The following is a 19,255-nucleotide window of genomic DNA, read 5'->3' as shown; positions in this document are numbered from 1 at the left end:
CACCTGTTTTCCTTACTTTTTCTGTCGTTATCCTGGCAGCCGAACTGAGCCGCTATAGATCCTCGCCTTAGCGTTAACTTTCTGTTTTTTAATAAAAATAATCGGATTTTCTGCACTAATATAAAGTCAATGCTGTTTATCTTTTTATGAACGTTAAATCTGTAAAACTAGATGTTTGTCGACTTTTCATCTAAAAAGGGAAGGTAAGGGGCTGGACAAAACCATTGTGTGGTTATCAAATGGTTAAAAATGCTCGCGTTTGATGTTAATGCAAACAAATTATAAATCGTCAGCCCGCTTTATACGGTTAACTTGCGCTGCGGCGCACCTTACCTGGAGAATTTATGCATTCCTCTGTTAATAAAAACGAAAGCCGTACCTTTTTCGGCCATCCTTATCCGCTGGGCTCCCTGTTCTTCACCGAAATGTGGGAGCGCTTCTCGTTTTACGGCATCCGTCCCTTACTGATCCTGTTTATGGCGGCGACGGTGTACGACGGCGGGATGGGACTGGCGCGGGAGAACGCCTCGGCGATTGTCGGGATTTTTGCTGGCAGTATGTATCTGGCCGCGCTGCCGGGCGGCTGGCTGGCGGATAACTGGCTTGGCCAGCAGCGGGCCGTCTGGTACGGCTCTATCCTGATCGCCCTGGGGCACCTGTCGATCGCCCTGTCGGCATGGCTGGGCAACGACCTGTTCTTTATCGGTCTGATGTTTATCGTCCTCGGTTCCGGGTTGTTTAAAACCTGTATCTCGGTGATGGTCGGCACCCTGTATAAAAAAGGCGACGCGCGCCGCGACGGCGGTTTTTCGCTGTTCTACATGGGGATCAACATCGGCTCGTTTATCGCGCCCTTGATCTCCGGCTGGTTGATTAAATCCCATGGCTGGCACTGGGGCTTCGGCATCGGGGGGATCGGGATGCTGGTAGCGCTGGTCATTTTCCGCGTCTTTGCCGTGCCGTCGATGAAGCGCTATGACGCGGAGGTCGGCCTCGATTCCACCTGGAACAGCCCGGTGGCGAAAAAGAATGGCGTCGGAGCGTGGTTGCTGGCCCTGGCCCTGGGGGTGGCGGTGCTGGTCACGCTGATTAGCCTGGGCACGATCGTGATTAACCCGGTGGCGGTGGCCAGCGTGCTGGTCTATGTGATTGCCGCCTCCGTGGCGCTCTATTTCATCTGGCTGTTCGTCTTCGCTGGGCTGAACCGTAAAGAGCGGGCGCGCCTGCTGGTGTGCTTTATTTTGCTGGTCTCGGCGGCCTTTTTCTGGTCCGCGTTTGAACAGAAACCGACCTCCTTTAACCTGTTTGCTAACGACTACACCAACCGGATGATCGGCGACTTTGAGATCCCCGCGGTCTGGTTCCAGTCGATTAACGCCTTGTTTATCATTCTGCTCGCGCCGGTATTCAGCTGGGCGTGGCCTGCGCTGGCGCGTAAAAACGTGCGTCCGGGCAGTATGACCAAATTCGTGATTGGCATCCTGTGCGCAGCGGCGGGCTTTGGCCTGATGATGCTGGCGGCGCAGAACGTCCTGAGCAACGGCGGGGCCGGTGTGTCGCCGCTGTGGCTGGTGGGCAGCATCCTGATGCTGACCCTCGGTGAGCTGTGCCTGAGTCCGATTGGTCTGGCGACCATGACTTTGCTGGCGCCGGAGAGAATGCGCGGCCAGATGATGGGCCTGTGGTTCTGCGCCAGCGCGCTGGGTAACCTGGCGGCGGGCCTGATTGGCGGTCACGTGAAGGCCGATCAGCTGTCGCTGCTGCCGGACCTCTTCGCCCGCTGCTCCATCGCATTGCTGATCTGCGCCGCCGTGCTGGCCGTGCTGATTGTCCCGGTCCGCCGGATGCTGGAGAACAGTCGGTCCAGCGCCGGGCAAACATCCGTCAGCAACGCCTGACGCGATCCTCAGGCCGGCCCTACGGGGCCGGCTTATTTTTGTACGAAACCCGCCTCAGCAGAACAAAATCCCTTTTTCACAATGCGCGATGTCCCATAACGTGAGCGTGTTCTTTGAAATCACGTCACTTTCCGGTCCATAGTGTAGTCAGGTTTACTATGTGGTTAATATAAGGACACACCTATGCCAGCAGTCATTGATAAAGCATTGGATTTCATCGGTGGTATGAATACGTCTGAGCCAGTACCACAGTCTATGGATGAAAGTACCGCGAAGGGAATTCTCAAATATTTGAAAGAGCTGGGCGTGCCCGCCACCCCGGCCGACGTCGCTGAACGCGGGCAGCAGCAGGGCTGGAGCGCCGGGTTTACCGACAAAGTGGCGGATTGGGCTGAACGGATCGCCGCCGGCGAGCGGATGGTCATCAAGCATCCGGAATTCTTTTCCACCTATATGCAGGAGGAGCTGCGCGCCCTGGTGTAATCGCCGCGCAGCCACCCCGCCTCTTCTGTTAAATGCCTTCCCCATCCGGGAAGGCATTTTTGTTACTGCCCGCGATAGCCGCCGCCCAGGGCTTTGATCAGGGTAATGTCGGTGCTTAGCCGCTGGGCCTCAATGTCCAGCAGCAACAGCTGCTGGGCGAGGACCGCCCGGCGAGCTTCTTCGGCGGCGTAGCGGCTGAGCAGGCCGCGCTGATAATGGGCGCGAGCGCTGTCGGTAGTGGTCTGCGCCGCGGTGACCTTTAGCTGCTGCAGCGCGCGCTGTTGGTTCAGATCGTTAAGCTGGCTGGAGCTGATGGCGACATCGCGCACCGCGTCCAGCACCGCCTGGTTGTACTGTTTGATCAGGATGTTGCTGGCGGTGCGCACCGACTGCAGATTAGCGTTCAGACGACCGCCGTCGAAGATTGGCAGATACAGCCCGGGCAGCAGGTTGATCTGCTGGAAAGAGGACTTAAACAGATCCCCGACGCTCAGGGCGTTATATCCCCAGAACGCTTTGATATCAAAATGAGGATAGAAGGCCGCTTTCGCCGCATCGACCTGGCTCAGGGAGGCAGTCACGTAGCCGCGCAGCGCCTGCAGGTCCGGACGGCGGGCCAGCAGCTCGAAAGAGAGCGACGATGGCAGCGTCTCCTGGAGCGCCGGCAGCGCCACCGGATGGATGGCCGGCATGCTCTGCGCATCGGCGCCGATCAGCGCCCGCAGGGTTTCACGATACAGGGTCAGCGTTCCCTCGGCGCTAATGATCTGCTGGCGAGCGGCAAGCTGCTCAGCCCGGGCGTTGGCCACATCCACACTATCCTCCACACCGCGTTGGGTCCGGTGTTCGTGGGCTGCCACCGAGAACTGGGCAATGCCCTCCAGCTCCTGCAGCAGCGCGATTTTCTGGAACGTCGCCTGCATGGCGAAATAGAGCTGCGCCACGCTGCTGGCGATGTCGAGCTCAATGCCGGCGGTCTCCGCCAGCCGGGCGTTTTTCTCGCCAATGGCGGCGGCGACCCGGGCGCGATCGGCTCCCCAGAGATCGATATTCAGCTGCGCCCCGACGCCAACGGTATTCAGCGTATACCAGGGACCGTTCTTATCCACCGGCAGGGAGTACGAGTAGGGCCAGCTAAAGGATTTGTCGGTGATCCGCAGGCGGTTTTGCGCCGCGACGGCGGTGGCCTGCAGGCCCATCGCCGAGCGGGCGAGCTCCACCGTGGACTGCGACTGGGAGATACGCAGTCGGGCGGCCTGCATGGTCGGCGAGTTCTGCAGCGCCCGGTTGATCAGCAGGTTGAGCTGAGGATCATCATAGGCCTCCCACCAGCGGGCTGCCGGCCAGTCGCTGTTCGCCAGGTGGATCACCTGCGCCAGCTGGGCCTGCTGCGGATTGACGATGGCGACCTGGGAAGGCTCATCCTGGATCAGCGCGCAGCCGCTGAGCAGCGTCAGCGTCAGGGTCAGGGTAAAGAGAGTGACCCGCAATCGCGCGGGGAAAGGAAGCATCATCATGACGTTTTAGCCTGTTGCTCAGTCGCTATCGGTGTCGGGCCCCAGTCGGGCAGGGCGGCCAGCGCGGTAGCCAGCGCCGGGCCAAAGGGGTTGCGGAGATCGGCGGCCAGCGTCCCGTCAGGCGCTGCCGCCTCCTGTTCGATACGTTCGGCGTAGCGCCGCAGCTGTTCGGCGCAGCGGGCCAGCGTCGGGTCTCCCGGCGCGGCGTTGAGCCGGTAGCCTTCGCTGAGGCGGGCGATCTCCTCGGCCTGGGCGAGGGTGGCGCGCATCGGCCAGCCTTTCGCCTGGGGCCAGGGATGGGCCCAGGTGCCCAGCGGTTCAGCGCGAACCCGATGGAGCAGCGCTTCGCTGTCGGTGAAGGCGACAAACAGGGGAGCCAGCGGCACCGCCTCCTTCGGAGCGGCGAGACAGTCCGCCAGCCGGCGATAAAGCGCCGCAAGACGGGATTTCAGCTGCGGTGCTTCGCTGTCCGGCCAGAGATACAAATGGACAATGGAGGAGACCAGCACCCCGAGCAGGATGCCGAGCACCCGATCCCGCAGCTCGGTGAGGTTCGTCAGCGGGCCAAACCAGCTGAGGAAGGCCAGCGCAAAGGTGAAACCAATCTGGATCCCGGCGTAGGCGATACGCTCCGAGCCGGCGGCAATCCACGCCGCCAGCGCCAGCACCGGCAGAGACATCGCCAGCAGGCCCGACAGCGAATCGGTCCAGGGCTGAACAAAGACGATTAACAGCAGCGCCAGCAGGGTGGCGAGCAGCGCCCCGCCGATACGCAGCCATGTCTTTTGCATCGTGGCGCCCAGCCCGGGCTGGGCGACAATGACGCAGCTCAGCATAATGGTGTGCAGCCCTTGCCAGTCGGCAGCGGTATAGAAGACATAGCAGATTAGCGTCGCCAGCAGGGTCTTGAGCGCAAAATGGAGATAAGCCGGGTTGCGCCAGGCGTCCGGCGCCAGCAGGGGCGCCTTCTCCACCTCACCCTGCGGCAGGGCGACGGGCTCACCCTGCGCCAGCTGCTGCAGGAGGGTAGCCATCTCCTGCAGAACCGCGTGATTAATGCCACGACCGCTGAGCGCCAGGGGAGGAATGGCACCGTCAAACTGTTCCTCGCTGAGGGCACTCTTCAGCTTCAGTACCGCCTGCGACAGCTGCTGGCGATCTTCGCTATCTGCCTCGTCTGCTTGCAGCAGCGCCGCCAGCTGATAGCAGCGCAGGGTGGCGGCCAGCCGCGAGCGCCAGGCCTGCGGTTCGGCGGCTATCTCCGGCGTGGCCCGGCTGGCCTGGGCGAACAGCGACTGCAGCTGGTTGAACTGCGCGGCGGTCTCGCCGAAGGTCGGTGGCGCTTCATCGCCAGGAGCCGTCAGCCGCCGGGCGACCTCGTGCAGCATCCCCGCCAGGCGCGCCTTAAACTGGTTGCCGGGAAAGGCCTGCTGAAAACAGGCGTTGACCAGCAAAGTGACGAGGATCGCGGTGTTAATCGCCACCCACAGCCAGAGCAGCAGCCGCACCAGGATCTCGCTCTGACTGGTCATTGACGGGAAGGTCTGAGCGTAAATCACCGCCAGCGCCACCACGAAAAAAGCCAGTCCCAGCTTACCCAGCACCCGCATCAGGTAGATGGCGCAGAAAAAGAGCGCCACGGAGGCCGCCAGGCGGATCAGCGGGTAGTCATAGGTCCACTTGATGATCAGCAGCACGCCGCCGAGCGCCACGGTGACGGTGACAAAAAAGACCACGCTGACCAGCTTTATCATCAACACGTTAGGCTGGCTAACGTAGAACACGACGATCAGCGCAACGGCCAGGAAGGGGATCTGCAGAGTCATAAACAGGGTGATGAGCACCGCGCAGCTCAGCGTCAGGCGCAGCGTGTAGCTGGCGCGTCCCGGCGCGTCGCGCAGCTCCTGGCGTAAAAAATGGGCGAGAGGAAACATCGCGTCCCCCGGCTACGGCTGCAGCACGGCGCTGGCCGAGGCGCCCATGCGGAACAGCGCCGGATCGGGATCGCTGACGGCGATTTTCACCGGGAAGCGCTGCGAGACGTGAACCCAGTTAATGCTTTTTTGGATCAGCGGCAGCCCTTCGATGACGCTCCCGCCTTCGGGCAGGACCCCGGAGCCGACCGAATCGACCACCCCGTTAAAGGTCCGGTTGTGGTTGGTCATCACGGTGATCCGCGCCGCCACGCCGGGGCGCACGTTGTTCAGATCGGTCTCGCGGAAGTTAGCGATCACATACCAGCGGTCGTCATCCAGCAGGGTAAAGACCGGCTTCAGCGCCGAGGCGTACTGGCCGACGGTGGTTTTCAGCGCCACCACCACGCCGTTGAAGGGCGCACGCACTTCGGTAAATTCCAGATGCAGTTCGGCGAGGGCGATTTGCGCCAGGATCCCGGCGCGTTGCGCCACCATAGCATCCACGCCGGTCACGGCCGCCGAGGCCTGTCTGGCCTGCAGCAGCGTGGCCTCCAGCTCCGCCCGCGCCGCTTTCTCAGCGGTGCGCGCCTGATCGAGATCTTCCTGGGAGGCAAACCCCTGCGGCACCAGCGGCTCAAGGCGGGTGCGCGTGGAGGTGGTCTGCTTGACCAGCGCTCTGGCGCGCTCGACGGCGGCCGCCACCGACTGGGCGTTATACTCCTGCGCTTTGATGGTGCGCTGGGTCAGCATGATCTGCGCGTCGAGGGTCGTCAGCCGCGCTTTCGCGTCATCGAGCATCGCCTGATAGGGACGGGGGTCGATGCGGAACAGCAGATCGCCTTTTTTCACCCGCTGGTTATCGCGAATGGGCATCTCCACGATGCGTCCGCTGACCTCGGGCACCACATCGATGGTATCGGCATAGACATAGGCGTCATTGGTCTCCGGCGAGGTTTGCAACTGCCAGATAACCAGGATCAGCGCCAGGATAGCGGCAAGGACCAGCGCCAGCAGAGGCCACTTTTTGCGTAACAGGGGAGTGCGGGAAGTTGTCATAAGCGATCAGTGAACAAAAAACAGAAACCACAGCAGCGTGGCGAACAGGAACATCAGCGCGACATAGCTGAAGACCAGAGGAGAAAAGCGCGGCTGCCAGCCTTTACGGGTAATCAGGATATGGCAGGGGATCAGTAAAAACGCACCGCCCAATAAGCAGAAAAACCAGCCGGGGAACGCGGCGCCCAATACCGGGATCGCGGGCGAAAGTGAGCAGCCGGAAAGCGGCAAGACGAGCAGTAACCGCGCCGGGCGGGCGATGGTGGCAATATGATTCAATAGAGCATCCCTGAGTGATCATACCAGTGTGTGATGAGTGTAATCGCCTCGTTGCGGGAATGAAAGTCAACGGATCGCCGACTGCGGGATCCTTACCCGATGGGAAAGCATGATGTGAGGCGCCAATTCCCACGCTTACGCGTAGTCAGCCGCGACGTGTAGGACTATGCTTAGCCTGAAACATAAAAAAAGAACGAGGCAATGTCATGGATAAGGAATTACTGGAAGCGGGCTACCGGGCCTACACCGGAGAGAAAATCGACGTCTACTTTAATACGGCGATCTGTCAGCATTCGGGGAACTGCGTGCGCGGCAGCGCGAAGCTTTTTAACCTGAAGCGTAAACCGTGGATTATCCCGGATGAAGTGGATGTGGCGACGGTGGTAAAAGTGATCGATACCTGCCCGAGCGGCGCCCTGCACTATCGTCATAAATAAGCGAGGAGAAGATGGAAATACTGGAAGGGCACAACAAGTTTTATGTTAACGACGCGCAGGGAAACCAGGTGGCGGAAATTGTTTTTGTTCCCACCGGCGACCACCTCAGCATTATCGAACATACCGATGTTGATCCCAGCCTGAAAGGCCAGGGCGTGGGGAAACAGCTGGTGGCGAAGGTGGTGGAAAAAATGCGCCAGGAGCAGCGGAAGATCATCCCTCTCTGCCCGTTTGCCAAACATGAATTCGATAACACCCGCGAATACGACGATATTCGCGCCTGACGTACCGGCACCGGTGCCAACCGGTGCGCTTTTCTCGCGCCATCAACGATCCGCCGGATCGCGCTGATGGGAAAAGCGGCGGATCAGATCCGGGAGATGCTCGCGCCGCATCGGCGGTGAAAACAGATAGCCCTGGAAACGGTCAATACCCAGCGATTTTAACTGCGTAAACTTCGCCAGCGAATCCACCCCTTCCGCCACGCAGCGGCTGCCGCTCAACTGGCAGTAGTAGGCCAGGCTTTTTATCAGCGCAAGCGCCTTCTGATCGTGCTGAGCGTCGTTGACGATACTCATATCCAGTTTATAGGCATTGAAGTGCAGGCGACGCGCCGGAAAGATGACGCTCCCCTGAGAAAAGCAGTCGTCCAGCATCACCCGCACGCCAGCACGTTGCAGTTCCTCCACCTGGGCGGTGGATCGGCTCTGACGGCGAAAATCGATGGTTTCAGCATATTCCAGCACCAGCCTTTCCACGCCCTCTGGCTGCCGGAGCTGCTGGCGAGCGGCTTCCACCATCCGCAGCAGGCTATCGCTGGCGGCGAGCGAGGAAGGAATATTGACCGAAAAATAGAAAGTACCCGGATGCTCATTAATATTCTGCACGGCCTCCTGCAGGACAAAGGCCGTGAGCAGCAGCCAGGCGTAGTCGGCGCGGAACTGCGGCAAAAAAGCCTGCGGATGGAGAACCTGGCCGCGGTGGCGCCAGCGGATCAGGATCTCCACCCCCTGTAGCTGTGAGCGACTATCGACGATAGGTTGAAAAACCGGGAAGACCTGGCGATCGTGGATCGCTTGTACCCATTCCTGTTCAAACGCCGACAGTGAGCTGGCGGATGAGCGCGGTAGCAGCGTACGCGGAAAGCGGGGGGCCAGATGCGGGTGATATTCCACCAGCTTTTTCACCCCGGCCAGCCGCTGGGTGTAGAGCGTTTTTTGGCTCAATCGGAGACGCCGGGCCTGCTCGCCTATCGTCTGCCCTTGCAGCAGGGCGAGGATCACTTTGAACTCGGCATGGCTCAATCCGGCGGCTCGTTTGTCGTTGAGCAGGGCGGCTTCACTGGCAAGCCGCTCAAGTCGCGGTGCGTTCTCCAGCCGATCGGCCAGCTCCGTGCAGGACAGATCGGCGGGGGCGGTATGGACGTTGCGCAGACGATCCGGATGGCTCACCTGATAAAGCAGCGTTTGCCACAGCCAGATGGCCGGGCTGCGGCTCAGAATCAACATCGGTAACGGCTGCAAGGCCTGGTCGAGCAGCCTTGCCGCCTGGCGCAGCGTGGTGAGCATCCACAGGGGATCGTCAGGGAGAAACACCACGATCCGCTTCACGGCGGTCAGCTCCCGCAAGGACACGCCCTCGACCGGCAGCTCAACGGGCCGCTTCGCGGCGTTCACCATCAGCTGGCTCAACCCGCGGGCGGCCAGCGAGCAGGGTGAGAGGATATAGTCGGTCATCATTGATAGACAAAGGTGATGCCGATGATCGACTGCACGTTGCCGGCAGTGACCTGGCCTGTGGTCCGGGCATAGGTTGCCGTCAGACCGAGATTAACTGGCGAGGTACTGACGGTGCCCAGCGAGACCGTGCTGTTCGCCGGCACGGCGCTGCCGTTGCGGGTCAGCTGAACGCCTATCCCCTGCGCCGGTGAGGCGGAGGCGGTATTGGTGAAGATCGCGTTGGCGCTATCCGCGGTGGTGCCGGAGAGGTAATACCCCAGCTGCTGGCTTTGCGCGCAGTGCACGGTGAGCGGCACGGCCATCGATCCCGGGTAGTCGGGGAGGGTGACGGTGACATCGCGGGCGGAGACATCGCAGCCGCCGGTGGGGACCACCACGTCGTTGTTGGCGTAAATGTTCCAGATGAACTGGAAGGAGTCGCTATTGTAGTTGTTGGTCTGATGCAGGATCAGCACCGCGATTAACGATCCTGCGGTGATCGCCACCCCACCGGCGGTGCTGACCGGCGTCAGATACAGGACGGTGGGCCAGGGCTTATCGGTCCGTGAATCGTAAACCACCCGCGCCGTTTCCGTGGTGGTCGGGAAGGGGTAAGAGGTGCCGTTATATTTCACGGTGCCGGAGAAACTCGACAGCACGCCGCCGTAGGCGGATCCGCGCTGCAGGGTGACGTAGTCAGTGATCGTTTCCGGATAGTCGTTATGGCAAAAAATCTGCGTGGAGAGGTCGACCACCAGGTTTTGCCCGACGTTAACCGCCGGTGTCAGATTTACGTAGACGTTGGCTGACCCGCCGCCGATGGGGATCGTCGCCCCGGTGGCCGTTTTGCAGGCAAAGGACCAGGCGTTCATCGACCAGCCCAACAGCAGCAGGGTGGTGAACAGGGGGATAATTTTTTTCATCATAATGCTCTCCTGGCTCAGGCGTAGGTATAGGTGACGTTAATCACCGCCTGAATGGTGCCTTGCGTGGCGCCGCCGTTAACGGACAGGGCTCTAACCTGCAGCGGGAAGCGAGCGGACTGGCTGGCCTCATCCACCTGTACCGACTGGCTGCTGCCATTGTTCAGCGTGGTGCCGTTCTCGCTCTGCAGTTCGAGCTGAATATTGCCCGCCGTTCCCTGGTTTTTGTAATAGCCGGTGCTGTCCGCCGTCCCGCTGAAGGTGGCCTTCACCCGTGAAGTACCCACGGGGCAGTTACTGAGATCCAGCGCCACGCTGTGCCAGGCCGATGCCGAGCCCGCGCCGATCAGGCTAAAGGTATAGAGATCGCCCAGCTCGACGGTGGCATTGACGGTGGAAACCGTGCAGGGTCTGGCCACCACCTTCCCGTTGACGGTGAGGGTGACGTCGGCCGCCCGCAGGGAAGCGCTCGCGGTTAACAGGCCGGCCAGCAGCCAGCCCACGTGGGTCCATTTCATTTCAGCCTCCGCTTACTGAAATTCCAGCGTGAATGTCGCTGTCGCATTGACATGCCCGGCGGTGACGGGCACCTGAGTGGCCATCAGACGGGCGTAAAAGTTGAGAATGTTGGTCTGGCCCGGCGTCAGCGTGGTCCAGGACATGGCTGACGACGGCGCATTGACCGGCAGCCGGGACTGCTGCTGATCGAGAATTTCCACCCCAATTCCCGCCGCCGCCGAGGCGCCGGCATCGAGTTTTAACAGGCTGGTGTTGACGCTGTCCGCCACGCCGGTGAAACCGACCTTCACCGCGGTGACGGAAGTGCCACAGGGCGACAGCACGATGCGGAACGGCACCGGCGGCGTCGTCGCCCCGACGGCATAAAACTGCTTCGCGGCGTTGTCCTGAAAATCGACGGTGAAATCCTTCGACTCGCCGGCCACTGCGCAGGCGTTGTCGCGCACATAGCCGCTGATGGTGATCGTGCTATCGGCAGCGAAGGCAAACGGCGTCACCAGGGTGAGCAGGGCGCCCAGCAGATACTGCAGTGTTTTCATCATGATCTCCTTAGCGGCACGCGGCCGACAGCTGGCTGAGCGCCTGCTGCTGACTCTCCGGCGGCAGACGATAATCGGCCACGCACTGAGCGTCCGGGCCATCGCCCCATTTCACTCGCACCTTGCCCGCCAGCGGCATCCCGCTCAGGTAGACCTGGCCGTTATCCGCGACGATGCTGCCGCTCTGGTTGCTGTCGCCGGTGGCGAGGGCGCCAAACGGCACCGGTTTGCCGCGATGGGTCAGCGTCATCAGGATCTTCATTCCCACCTGCGCGTTAAAGTTGGCGCGGACGATCGCCCCATGGGTCGGCACCACGCTGACCACTGCATCATCAAGGTCGACATTGTCTGCCAGGGTGTTGGTGTCCAGCGCGATCCGGTTTTCGCGATACTCGGTGGCATAGGGCAGGACGGCATACCCGCGCCAGTCGGTGCGTACCCCGGTCTGGTTTTCCACCTTCACGCCGCCGGCGCCGGGGGCTTTCACCAGCACCACGGTATCGTTCAACGGCTGGCTCAGGGTGATGCCGTTGGCGTGCGCCAGCACGCCGCCGCTGACCCCGTAGTAGAGCTGTTTAAAGCCGTCGCTGCGGCTGTAGCCGACGTTGGCGTTGCCGTAGCCGCCGCGGTAGTTGAGCGCCGTATAGCCTGTGCTCCCGCTGTCGCCGTTGCCGCCGCCCGCATAGCCGGTCTGCACGCTATAGCTGAGGTTGTTGTCTTCCAGCAGGGTGCCGTACAGGCCCGCCAGGTTAGTCATGCGGCCATTGAGATCGTGCGACAGGCTGTAGCTGGCGCTGGCGTGCCGCCAGACTGAGCGGCTATCGGAACGCAGCCAGTGGCTGAAGGGGATATTGACGTTGACCGCCAGCATCTGATCGCGCCCTTGCTGCCAGGCGTTTTTGGTCAGGCTGTAACTTAGCGACCAGTTGATATCGTCTACGGCGGCGTTGAGGCCGGCCTGCAGCTGCTCATCGGCATCGTCGGTGCCCCAGTAGGTCTGGTGGCTGCCGCTGAGATAGAGGGTGGCGGTGCGCCCCAACTGCTGGGTCACGCTCAGTTGCACCTTGCCGCGCTTGCTGTAAGCCAGATTGTAGTAGTCGGTAAATTTGGGTTTCACCTGGATAACGCCGTCCTGAGTTTCCACACTGTAGCCGCTCATCCGGCGGTAGGTGGTATCGGCAAAGTTATAGTAGCCGCGGGTGGAGTAGCGGTAGCCCACCAGCTGCAGGTTAGTCCCGGTCTCATCCAGGGATTTGTTATAGAGGAAACGCACCGACTGTCCCTGATGCTCGCTGTCGTCCGCCAGCGTGGCGTTGGCCTGGGTGATATCCAGCGACAGGGCGCCGAAATAGCCCATGTTTTTCCCCACCCCAAGGTTAAAGGCGCGATAGCGGTCCGCCAGCTGAGTGCCGCCGTACAGGGTCCAGCCGGCCGGCAGGCCATGCATGGCCGTGCTCTGGAAAAAATCGGGCGTTTCCTGTTGGCTGTTGCCGCTGCGGTACTCCCCGGCGGTGAGGGCGAAGCGGGTATGGCCTTCACGCTGCAGCACCGGCACCGTTGACCAGGGCACGCTGAAGACCTGGCGGGAGCCATCCGCTTCTTTAATCGTGACCTGCAGATCGCCGCCATTGCCCGCGGCGTAGAGATCGTCGATGGTAAACGGCCCCGGCGGCACTGTGCTCTGGTAGATTTCATAGCCGTTTTGTTTGATTGACACCTGCGCCGTGCCGCGGGCGATCCCGTGGATCACCGGCGCGAAGCCTTTCTGGCTGTCCGGTAGCATATTGTCGTCCGAGGCCAGCTGGGCGCCGCGGAAGTTGATCCCGTCGAAGACATCGCCGTTGGTATAGCTGTCCCCGAGGGTCAACCGCGAACGCAGAGGCGTGATGTCCCGCTCAAGCCAGCTGTTAACGTGCTGCCAGCGGTTTTCACTGGAGGAAGCGCTGCCGCTGCCGCTACTGTAGCTCCACGTGCTGTTATCGCGCAGACGCCAGGCGCCAACGTTCAGGCCGCTCTGCAGATTCAGATAGGCGTAACGGCTGCTGCCACCCGTGGTGTTATGGACGTTATTGCCCGTGAAGTTATAGTTAATCAGCCCGGCGGTGATACCGTTATCCCACAGCTCCGGCGGAATATAGCCGCGCGCGCGGGTGCCCATAAATGCCTGAGGCACGGTGAGATACAGACGCTGTTGGCCGACGTCGAAGCGTGTAGTGGCTTCGCTGATAAGCGTCGTTAGCGGCACGCAGGCTGCGCTGTCCAGCGTCGCCATGCCCGGCACCCGACCGGTATCCACGCCCATGCTCGCCAGCTGGCCGCGCGTCAGACAGGGCGACAAGCCATGGCCCTGCGCGTCGGCCTGGAAAGTGACGTCCCGGGTGGTCATAAAACCATTGTTGAGATAAATATCGACGCGATAGGTGCCTGGAGGCACCTCCTGGCCTTTTTCAAATCCCGACAGGTCAGCCACCGCCGCCGGATCGTCAGCTAAGAAGCGGGGGTTAAAATAGAGGTCCGCCCGCGCGGCAAACGGCTGTGAGCAGAGCCACAGCGTCAGCGCCGGCGTAATCAGGCGCCGGGCGCTTCGGCAACCCCAATGGTCCAGTCCATATTTTCGATGTGACATAATCCCTCCGGTCCGACGTTGCCCGGCTGTCAGTGCTTCTGGTCATGCGCAGCGTGGCCCGCGCGGCGGGGTACTCTGGGTTAACGCAGTACGCCATTCATTTTCGGCGTCAGCGCGCCGTAATCGTTAATCGTGCGATAGGTGATGGTGCTCCCGGCATCCGCGGGCAGCTTGACGCTGGTTTTGCCCATCGGCGGCACGAGGGCGTTTTCCAGAATGCGCGTCCCGGCGTTCAGTTCGGTCACCGTCAGGTAATAAGGGGTGGGGTTCGTCAGCGTCAGCGACGATCCGCTGCGGCTAAAGGTCAGCTTTTCCGCCGCCTGATCCGGGGGCAGTGCCAGTTTTCCCGGACGGTAGTAGAGCTTGATGCGGCTGATAATCGCCAGCTGCAGGGTATTGTCGCTGAGCTTGGATTTATCCATTGAGGGGATCGCCTTCACGTTCATCCAGAACAGGCTTTCCCGATCCTGCGGCAGCTGGTTATTGGTGGCGTCGATAATGCGCAGGGTGTTCTCTTTTTTGCCCTGCATGGCAAACAGCGGGGGAGTGATGACAAACCGGCCATCTCGCTGACCATCGGCATTTTCCACCCATGACTGAATAAGCCAGGTGCTGTTGTCGTCATTATTGGTCACCGCGAGCTGGACCTGCTTCTGTCCCGCCGGGTAGATAACCCGGGTCGCGCCCAGCGCGACGCCCGCCTGCGCGCTGGCGCTCAACGCACCGGCGACGAAAAGTAAACATCCCGCCAGTATGCCGCGTGTCGTCGTTGCCATTTTTCTCACGTTATCTCCTTGTCTGCTCACCGTGTTGTCCTGTTTGTCTGCGGATTAATTACTGATAGGTCAATGAGAACCAGGCCTGGGCGTTGGCCGCGCCGCCGGTGACCTGGCGTCCGGTCGCCCGATATTTGGCGACAAAATTGAGCGTCGTCGGTCCGCGGTAGAGCGGCACCCAGCGGTCGGGCGGACGATTGAGCGGCAGCTGCTGGCCCTGACTGTCGAACAGCGCAATGCCAATCCCGCTGGCGATCCCCGGGCCTTCGCCCACCGAGAGCACATCGGGATTTTTACCATCAGCCACGCCGTGAAATGCCACCCCCACATGCTGGCTGACTGCGGTACTGCAATCCTGTAAATGAATCGCGAAAGGGATCGGGTTACTGTCTTCGCCGACATCATGAAATCGGTTACTGCTGATCTGCCCCAGATTGACCGTCATCTGCCGATCGCCCGCTTCGACGCGACAGGAACTCGCCATAATCAGGCCCTGAAAACGCATGCTGCCCCCAGGCAGCGTGACGTTCCACTGATTACCGGCCAGGGCCAGCGGGGGTAGTAGCAGCAGCAGACCTGATTTCATTCCCTGCATCGTTTCACTCCAGTTGGAAATAGAGAGCGGGCCCTCCTGGCCCTGATTGCCTCCCTGCGTGGATCGGGCCTTACTCGTATTGCACTTTGAACGTGGCATCCGCGTTCGCCGTACCGGCGGTCGCTGCGCCGGTCGCGTAGTAACGCGCCTGGAACGGGATGATGTTGGTGCCGTCATTCAGCGTGGTCGCGGCACTGAAGGTGGCCCCGTCCAGCGCCAGCGGCGTGCCGGTGCTGTCGAGGATCTGCACGCCAACGTTGGTTGCGCCGCCGGCGGCAGAGTTTTGCAGTGCCAGAACGGTGGTGTTGCTGCTGTCGATAGCGGTACCGGAGAAAGCGACAGAAGCTTTGGTCGCCACTGTGGTGTCGCAGTCATCCAGCTGAATGTTGAAACCGACGGAGGAGCTGGTGCTACCTGCGGTGGCAAGTTTCGCGGAACGCACCTGACCTAACTGGACGGTTTGATCGATAGAGCCGGCATCTACCGCACAGGCCGCATTGACGACTTCCCCTTTAAAATGCACTGTCCCGCCGTTGACCGTGGTGGTATCGGCCAGCGCCGCCGCGGAGCTCAGGGACAGGGCTGACACAACAACCATTGCCAGTGTTTTGATTTTCATACTGTTTTCCTTTGAACGATGTCGAAATAACGAACCGGATTGGCAGCCGATGTGCCTTCCAGGCATGTCAGATTTCAGCCGAGTAGTCAGGCTGCCGGCTCTGCACAGTTTTTACCCAACTGATGAGACAATTGGGGCCATTTTGACTCGTTGGGATAAATGATCTGTTTTTGGTTTTTGACTGGTTTATTTGTGGTTTTAAATTCTGTTTATTTGGCTTTTTGTGGGTATATAATCTGGAGTGGTGGGCGGGAGTGCAAAAGGAATAGCGATGGCGCTGGCGAAGGATCGCCGGTGCAACGGGAGTATGGTGGGAGAAAAGTGAGTGATTGCGTGATTAAAAATATATAATAATCAATAAACTATGATTTTTTCTGCAGAAATATAGCGCGGTGAGTTGCAAAACATTACAAAACATTTTTATGATATAAACAGTTTGGCCCCAATTGACCTGTTAGCAATTGATTTTATTGTATTAAATCAATCGCTTAAATCATTTTCCTTTGACAGGCCTTTTTCCTCTAAAAGATTATTTCTTTCCCAAATCCCGGCAAAACGCGCCGCATTGCTGGCAGTGTAGCGTACCGTGTGACGAATATTACGATGTCCCAGATAATCCTGTATCAAACGGGTATCTGTACCTCTTTCCGCCAGTTCATAGCCGCAGGCGTGACGCAGCATATGAGGGTGCGTGTGCGTAACGGTGCCCGCATTTTCACCGGCGGATCGAATAATACGATATGCCTGCTGGCGTGAGAGCGGCGTACCGCGACGAGAGATAAACAGCGCGTCGGTTTTTGCCGCCGCTTTCCAGCCGGCGCGGACCTGACTCCAGCGTTCGATTGCCTCGCGCTCATCAAAGCGCAGCGGATGAATAGTCGAAAAACCGTTCTTAAGCCGCCGCACATTGACCCGTCCTTCATGCAGATCCAGATCGTGATAGTGCAGATCCAGCAGTTCGCTGATGCGCATGCCGTGGCGAAAGGCAAGCAGGATGAGGCAGTAATCCCGTTCACCGGTTGGGCCCTGGCGAGCGGCCTGCATCATTGCCTGAACTTCTTTGGCGGTAAGAAAACGACGTCGGTTCACAATATTAGCTCCTGAAAAAAGGATGAATGACCGTCACGGCGAAACCTTACGCCATGACGAAAAGAATGCGTAATGCTAAAACGTTGTAGGGTGAAGTTGATTAACCACGAATAGATAGCACATTACATTGACTGATACTAAAAATATCGCCGGGCGATAATTCTTAATTTTAAAGATTTTAATCGTTGTCTCAATAGCCTCTCCAGATGTTATCGCCAGGTGCATAAAATAAAAGGATTTTTTTTTGGCGCATGTTGTCATTAAAAAAACGGTGCGGAAATTTTGCTCGAGCAATAAATAATTCGGTCAAATCCAGAATGAACGCAGGGTTAAATTGACGCGGAGCTGGCAGGAATAAATAAGAACTTGCGGGAACAGTAATCATAATTAACGCAGGGTTAATGATAATAAATGTTATAATTTGCGAGCAGGTTGCGGGACAACGCCATCCTTGGCGTCAAGGTTATTGGATCAAAGACGATCGCTGTTTGTCGCGCGTATTGTCCCAGATGCCATAGAAACGTCCCGCGTTGCTGGCGGTATACCAGACGGTATGGCGGATATTGCGATGCCCAAGGTAATCCTGGATCAAACGGGTATCGATCCCCATATTGGCCAGCGCAAAGCCACAGGAGTGACGCAGCATGTGTGGGTGGATCTCCAGCGGTAATCCCGCCAGATCCCCTGATGAGGCGATAATCTGATAAAACTGCTGGCGAGAAAGGGGATTACCTTTGCGGGAGAGAAACAGCCATTCGCTGGCTGCCTGCGGCCAGCTGCTGCGAATGGCCAGCCATCGCTTTAGGGCGTGGATCTCTTTCTCCAGCAACGGGTGGGTAGTCGAAAATCCCTTTTTGAGTCGATGGATGTAAACGCAGCGGGCAGCAAGGTCGATATCCGATATTCGTAGACGGCAGATCTCGCTGGCTCGCAGACCGTGAATGAAGCACAGTAATGTCAGGCAATAATTCCGTGCGGCATAGAGACCGGTATCGGCGGCTTTAAGTAAAGACTCGATCTCATTCTGAGTCAGGAAGTTTCTTTTTTTTATATCGGCGTTATTCGTCATGGTTTTCCCTTTTATTGCAGGCATATTTTTCTCTTTTCAGGCCTGCGTCAGGTCATTGTTAAATTCGACTGCCTTTTTATTTTGAAACGGCGTGCTGATAACGTTTTAATCTCATACGAAAGCGTTTCACCTGGTGAAGGCAAAATCTGAATGCTATCGCTGAGTGAGCGTGCGGTATCATAGGCTATCTCCATCGCCACCGATAAGGCGCCGCAAGCTGAAGGGTAAAGAAAGGGTTAGCGGGTTGAAGTGGCGTCGCTTTCCTGGTGGTTTCCACGTTCTGTACATCCCTGATCCTCTTGATGATGCCCGCATGATGATGAAGGCGCGGGCTTCCGGCCGCGGCAAGGCGGCCATCAATGCCGTCATGATTTATTGCCTGCCTGCTGGACATCATTGCGCCAGCAAACCAACCTCCCGCGCCAACAACCTTCGGGAATAGCATGAGAAATTTCTCAGACAGAATACAACTCTGCATCGTCTGGATAGCATTCACTGCAAAACTACAACAGTGATTAAACCATACTGCAAAAAGCCTGGGGATAATAGCCATTGTCTGTATGAGGGCACTTTACGCTGTATTTCAGTAATTCAGTTTAATCTAAAGCATGTGGTCGAAGTGGAGTGGTATCAGGCACGGTAAGCGCCAGTGGCGGCGATATTAGTGGGCTGGAAAAAAGGGGGATATGATGAGGACCGGGATACGGTCTGAGGGGGGCGCGGGAATATTCTGCGCTATGCTAAGAATAAGGCGCATGCCACAAATGTCAGCCAGACAACTGAAGTATGAGGGGACGTTAAAGGCTCCGGCGGTGGGAGGAATGACGTCCTGAAGACGCCGAAGCCTCAGTTTCACCATTTTTCGTCACGTGCTTCCTGGCGACCTTCGCGGCGGTTTTCCCGTTTATCGTGACGGCAGCTGGCGTTGCTTTGATTGTTATTGCGGACGCATTCCTGCTTGGTATCACGACCTTGCTCGCGGCTATCCTGTCGGATATCGCGGGCGTCCTGGCGTTTGTCGCCACGCCAGGTCGCCTGCGCCGAAAACGATGGCGCCAGCAGCGCGACGCAGACCAGGGCAAGTAAGCCTCTTTTCATGGAGATGGCCTTCTGTTTTTATAAACACAATAAATAATTAGCAGGTAATTATAAAATTATCATATAGCTTAAGTGAGGATAGCACAAAATGCGTCGCT

At 58.9% G+C, this 19,255-nt stretch carries 20 protein-coding genes; 5 read left to right on the top strand and 15 right to left on the bottom strand.

The window, feature by feature from the left end; all coding sequences use genetic code 11:
* Window positions 1-344 precede the first annotated feature (344 nt).
* Together N438_RS11760 and N438_RS11755 are read left to right on the top strand one after the other, a co-directional pair.
* On the top strand, window positions 345-1,898 hold the full coding sequence (locus tag N438_RS11760) for a peptide MFS transporter (RefSeq protein WP_008806394.1): 1,554 nt from the start codon (window positions 345-347) through the stop codon (window positions 1,896-1,898).
* A 183-nt stretch (window positions 1,899-2,081) separates the two neighbouring features.
* Window positions 2,082-2,381 (top strand): DUF1889 family protein, encoded by a 300-nt coding sequence (locus tag N438_RS11755; protein WP_008806393.1) that lies wholly within the window; start codon window positions 2,082-2,084, stop codon window positions 2,379-2,381.
* A 62-nt stretch (window positions 2,382-2,443) separates the two neighbouring features.
* On the opposite strand, the gene N438_RS11750 is transcribed toward N438_RS11755, so the two are convergent.
* The 4 genes from N438_RS11750 to N438_RS11735 are packed head-to-tail and all read right to left on the bottom strand — an operon-like array spanning window position 2,444 to window position 7,149.
* A complete protein-coding gene (locus N438_RS11750; RefSeq protein ID WP_116696307.1) occupies window positions 2,444-3,898 on the bottom strand; it encodes an MdtP family multidrug efflux transporter outer membrane subunit in 1,455 nt (484 codons plus the stop codon).
* Entirely contained in the window at window positions 3,895-5,832 is a 1,938-nt protein-coding gene (gene mdtO / locus N438_RS11745) for a multidrug efflux transporter permease subunit MdtO (protein ID WP_022064930.1), read from the bottom strand. The genes N438_RS11750 and mdtO overlap by 4 nt, the downstream gene beginning before the upstream one ends.
* A gap of 12 nt (window positions 5,833-5,844) precedes the next feature.
* Window positions 5,845-6,870, bottom strand: coding sequence for a multidrug transporter subunit MdtN (gene mdtN / locus N438_RS11740; RefSeq protein WP_008806390.1), 1,026 nt, complete (start codon window positions 6,868-6,870; stop codon window positions 5,845-5,847).
* A 6-nt stretch (window positions 6,871-6,876) separates the two neighbouring features.
* Window positions 6,877-7,149 (bottom strand): YtcA family lipoprotein, encoded by a 273-nt coding sequence (locus N438_RS11735; protein ID WP_008806389.1) that lies wholly within the window; start codon window positions 7,147-7,149, stop codon window positions 6,877-6,879.
* 206 nt (window positions 7,150-7,355) lie between these two features.
* Between N438_RS11735 and yjdI the strand changes: the two genes are divergently transcribed.
* Together yjdI and N438_RS11725 are read left to right on the top strand one after the other, a co-directional pair.
* Window positions 7,356-7,586 (top strand): 4Fe-4S mono-cluster protein YjdI, encoded by a 231-nt coding sequence (gene yjdI, locus N438_RS11730; protein ID WP_012540613.1) that lies wholly within the window; start codon window positions 7,356-7,358, stop codon window positions 7,584-7,586.
* A gap of 11 nt (window positions 7,587-7,597) precedes the next feature.
* The gene (locus tag N438_RS11725; RefSeq protein ID WP_008806388.1) at window positions 7,598-7,870 is read left to right on the top strand and encodes a GNAT family N-acetyltransferase; all 273 of its coding nucleotides are present in this window, start codon (window positions 7,598-7,600) and stop codon (window positions 7,868-7,870) included.
* A gap of 42 nt (window positions 7,871-7,912) precedes the next feature.
* Here the strand turns inward: N438_RS11725 and N438_RS11720 are convergent, their stop codons facing one another.
* The 10 genes from N438_RS11720 to fimB form a co-directional block, all read right to left on the bottom strand.
* On the bottom strand, window positions 7,913-9,325 hold the full coding sequence (locus tag N438_RS11720) for a cyclic diguanylate phosphodiesterase (protein ID WP_023323248.1): 1,413 nt from the start codon (window positions 9,323-9,325) through the stop codon (window positions 7,913-7,915).
* On the bottom strand, window positions 9,322-10,227 hold the full coding sequence (locus N438_RS11715) for a fimbrial protein (RefSeq protein WP_012540615.1): 906 nt from the start codon (window positions 10,225-10,227) through the stop codon (window positions 9,322-9,324). Before N438_RS11715 ends, N438_RS11720 begins: the two co-directional genes overlap by 4 nt.
* Before the next feature lie 17 nt (window positions 10,228-10,244).
* Window positions 10,245-10,730 (bottom strand): fimbrial protein, encoded by a 486-nt coding sequence (locus N438_RS11710; protein ID WP_162542786.1) that lies wholly within the window; start codon window positions 10,728-10,730, stop codon window positions 10,245-10,247.
* Between the two features lie 27 nt (window positions 10,731-10,757).
* The gene (locus N438_RS11705; protein ID WP_116696306.1) at window positions 10,758-11,285 is read right to left on the bottom strand and encodes a fimbrial protein; all 528 of its coding nucleotides are present in this window, start codon (window positions 11,283-11,285) and stop codon (window positions 10,758-10,760) included.
* Between the two features lie 10 nt (window positions 11,286-11,295).
* Complete coding sequence (locus tag N438_RS11700) at window positions 11,296-13,911, bottom strand: fimbrial biogenesis usher protein (protein ID WP_008806383.1); 2,616 nt, start codon at window positions 13,909-13,911, stop codon at window positions 11,296-11,298.
* 80 nt (window positions 13,912-13,991) lie between these two features.
* Window positions 13,992-14,696 (bottom strand): fimbria/pilus periplasmic chaperone, encoded by a 705-nt coding sequence (locus tag N438_RS11695; protein ID WP_012540619.1) that lies wholly within the window; start codon window positions 14,694-14,696, stop codon window positions 13,992-13,994.
* Window positions 14,697-14,745: 49 nt separating this feature from the next.
* Entirely contained in the window at window positions 14,746-15,282 is a 537-nt protein-coding gene (locus N438_RS11690) for a fimbrial protein (RefSeq protein WP_012967260.1), read from the bottom strand.
* Window positions 15,283-15,352: 70 nt separating this feature from the next.
* Window positions 15,353-15,901: a type 1 fimbrial major subunit FimA gene (gene fimA, locus N438_RS11685; RefSeq protein ID WP_008806380.1), complete on the bottom strand. Its 549-nt coding sequence runs from the start codon at window positions 15,899-15,901 to the stop codon at window positions 15,353-15,355.
* 480 nt (window positions 15,902-16,381) lie between these two features.
* Entirely contained in the window at window positions 16,382-16,990 is a 609-nt protein-coding gene (gene fimE / locus N438_RS11680; protein ID WP_012540621.1) for a type 1 fimbria switch DNA invertase FimE, read from the bottom strand.
* A gap of 463 nt (window positions 16,991-17,453) precedes the next feature.
* On the bottom strand, window positions 17,454-18,059 hold the full coding sequence (gene fimB / locus N438_RS11675; protein WP_012967261.1) for a type 1 fimbria switch DNA invertase FimB: 606 nt from the start codon (window positions 18,057-18,059) through the stop codon (window positions 17,454-17,456).
* A gap of 244 nt (window positions 18,060-18,303) precedes the next feature.
* Between fimB and N438_RS27980 the strand changes: the two genes are divergently transcribed.
* The gene (locus tag N438_RS27980; protein WP_153242724.1) at window positions 18,304-18,501 is read left to right on the top strand and encodes a hypothetical protein; all 198 of its coding nucleotides are present in this window, start codon (window positions 18,304-18,306) and stop codon (window positions 18,499-18,501) included.
* A 410-nt stretch (window positions 18,502-18,911) separates the two neighbouring features.
* Here the strand turns inward: N438_RS27980 and N438_RS11660 are convergent, their stop codons facing one another.
* The gene (locus tag N438_RS11660; protein ID WP_008806377.1) at window positions 18,912-19,157 is read right to left on the bottom strand and encodes a hypothetical protein; all 246 of its coding nucleotides are present in this window, start codon (window positions 19,155-19,157) and stop codon (window positions 18,912-18,914) included.
* Window positions 19,158-19,255 lie beyond the last annotated feature (98 nt).

This window comes from Klebsiella sp. GL120222-02, from assembly GCF_003097195.1.
Taxonomy (GTDB): Bacteria; Pseudomonadota; Gammaproteobacteria; order Enterobacterales; family Enterobacteriaceae; genus Klebsiella; species Klebsiella variicola.
Note: the sequence above shows the minus strand (reverse complement) of the source record. Positions and strands in the feature narration are given on the sequence as shown.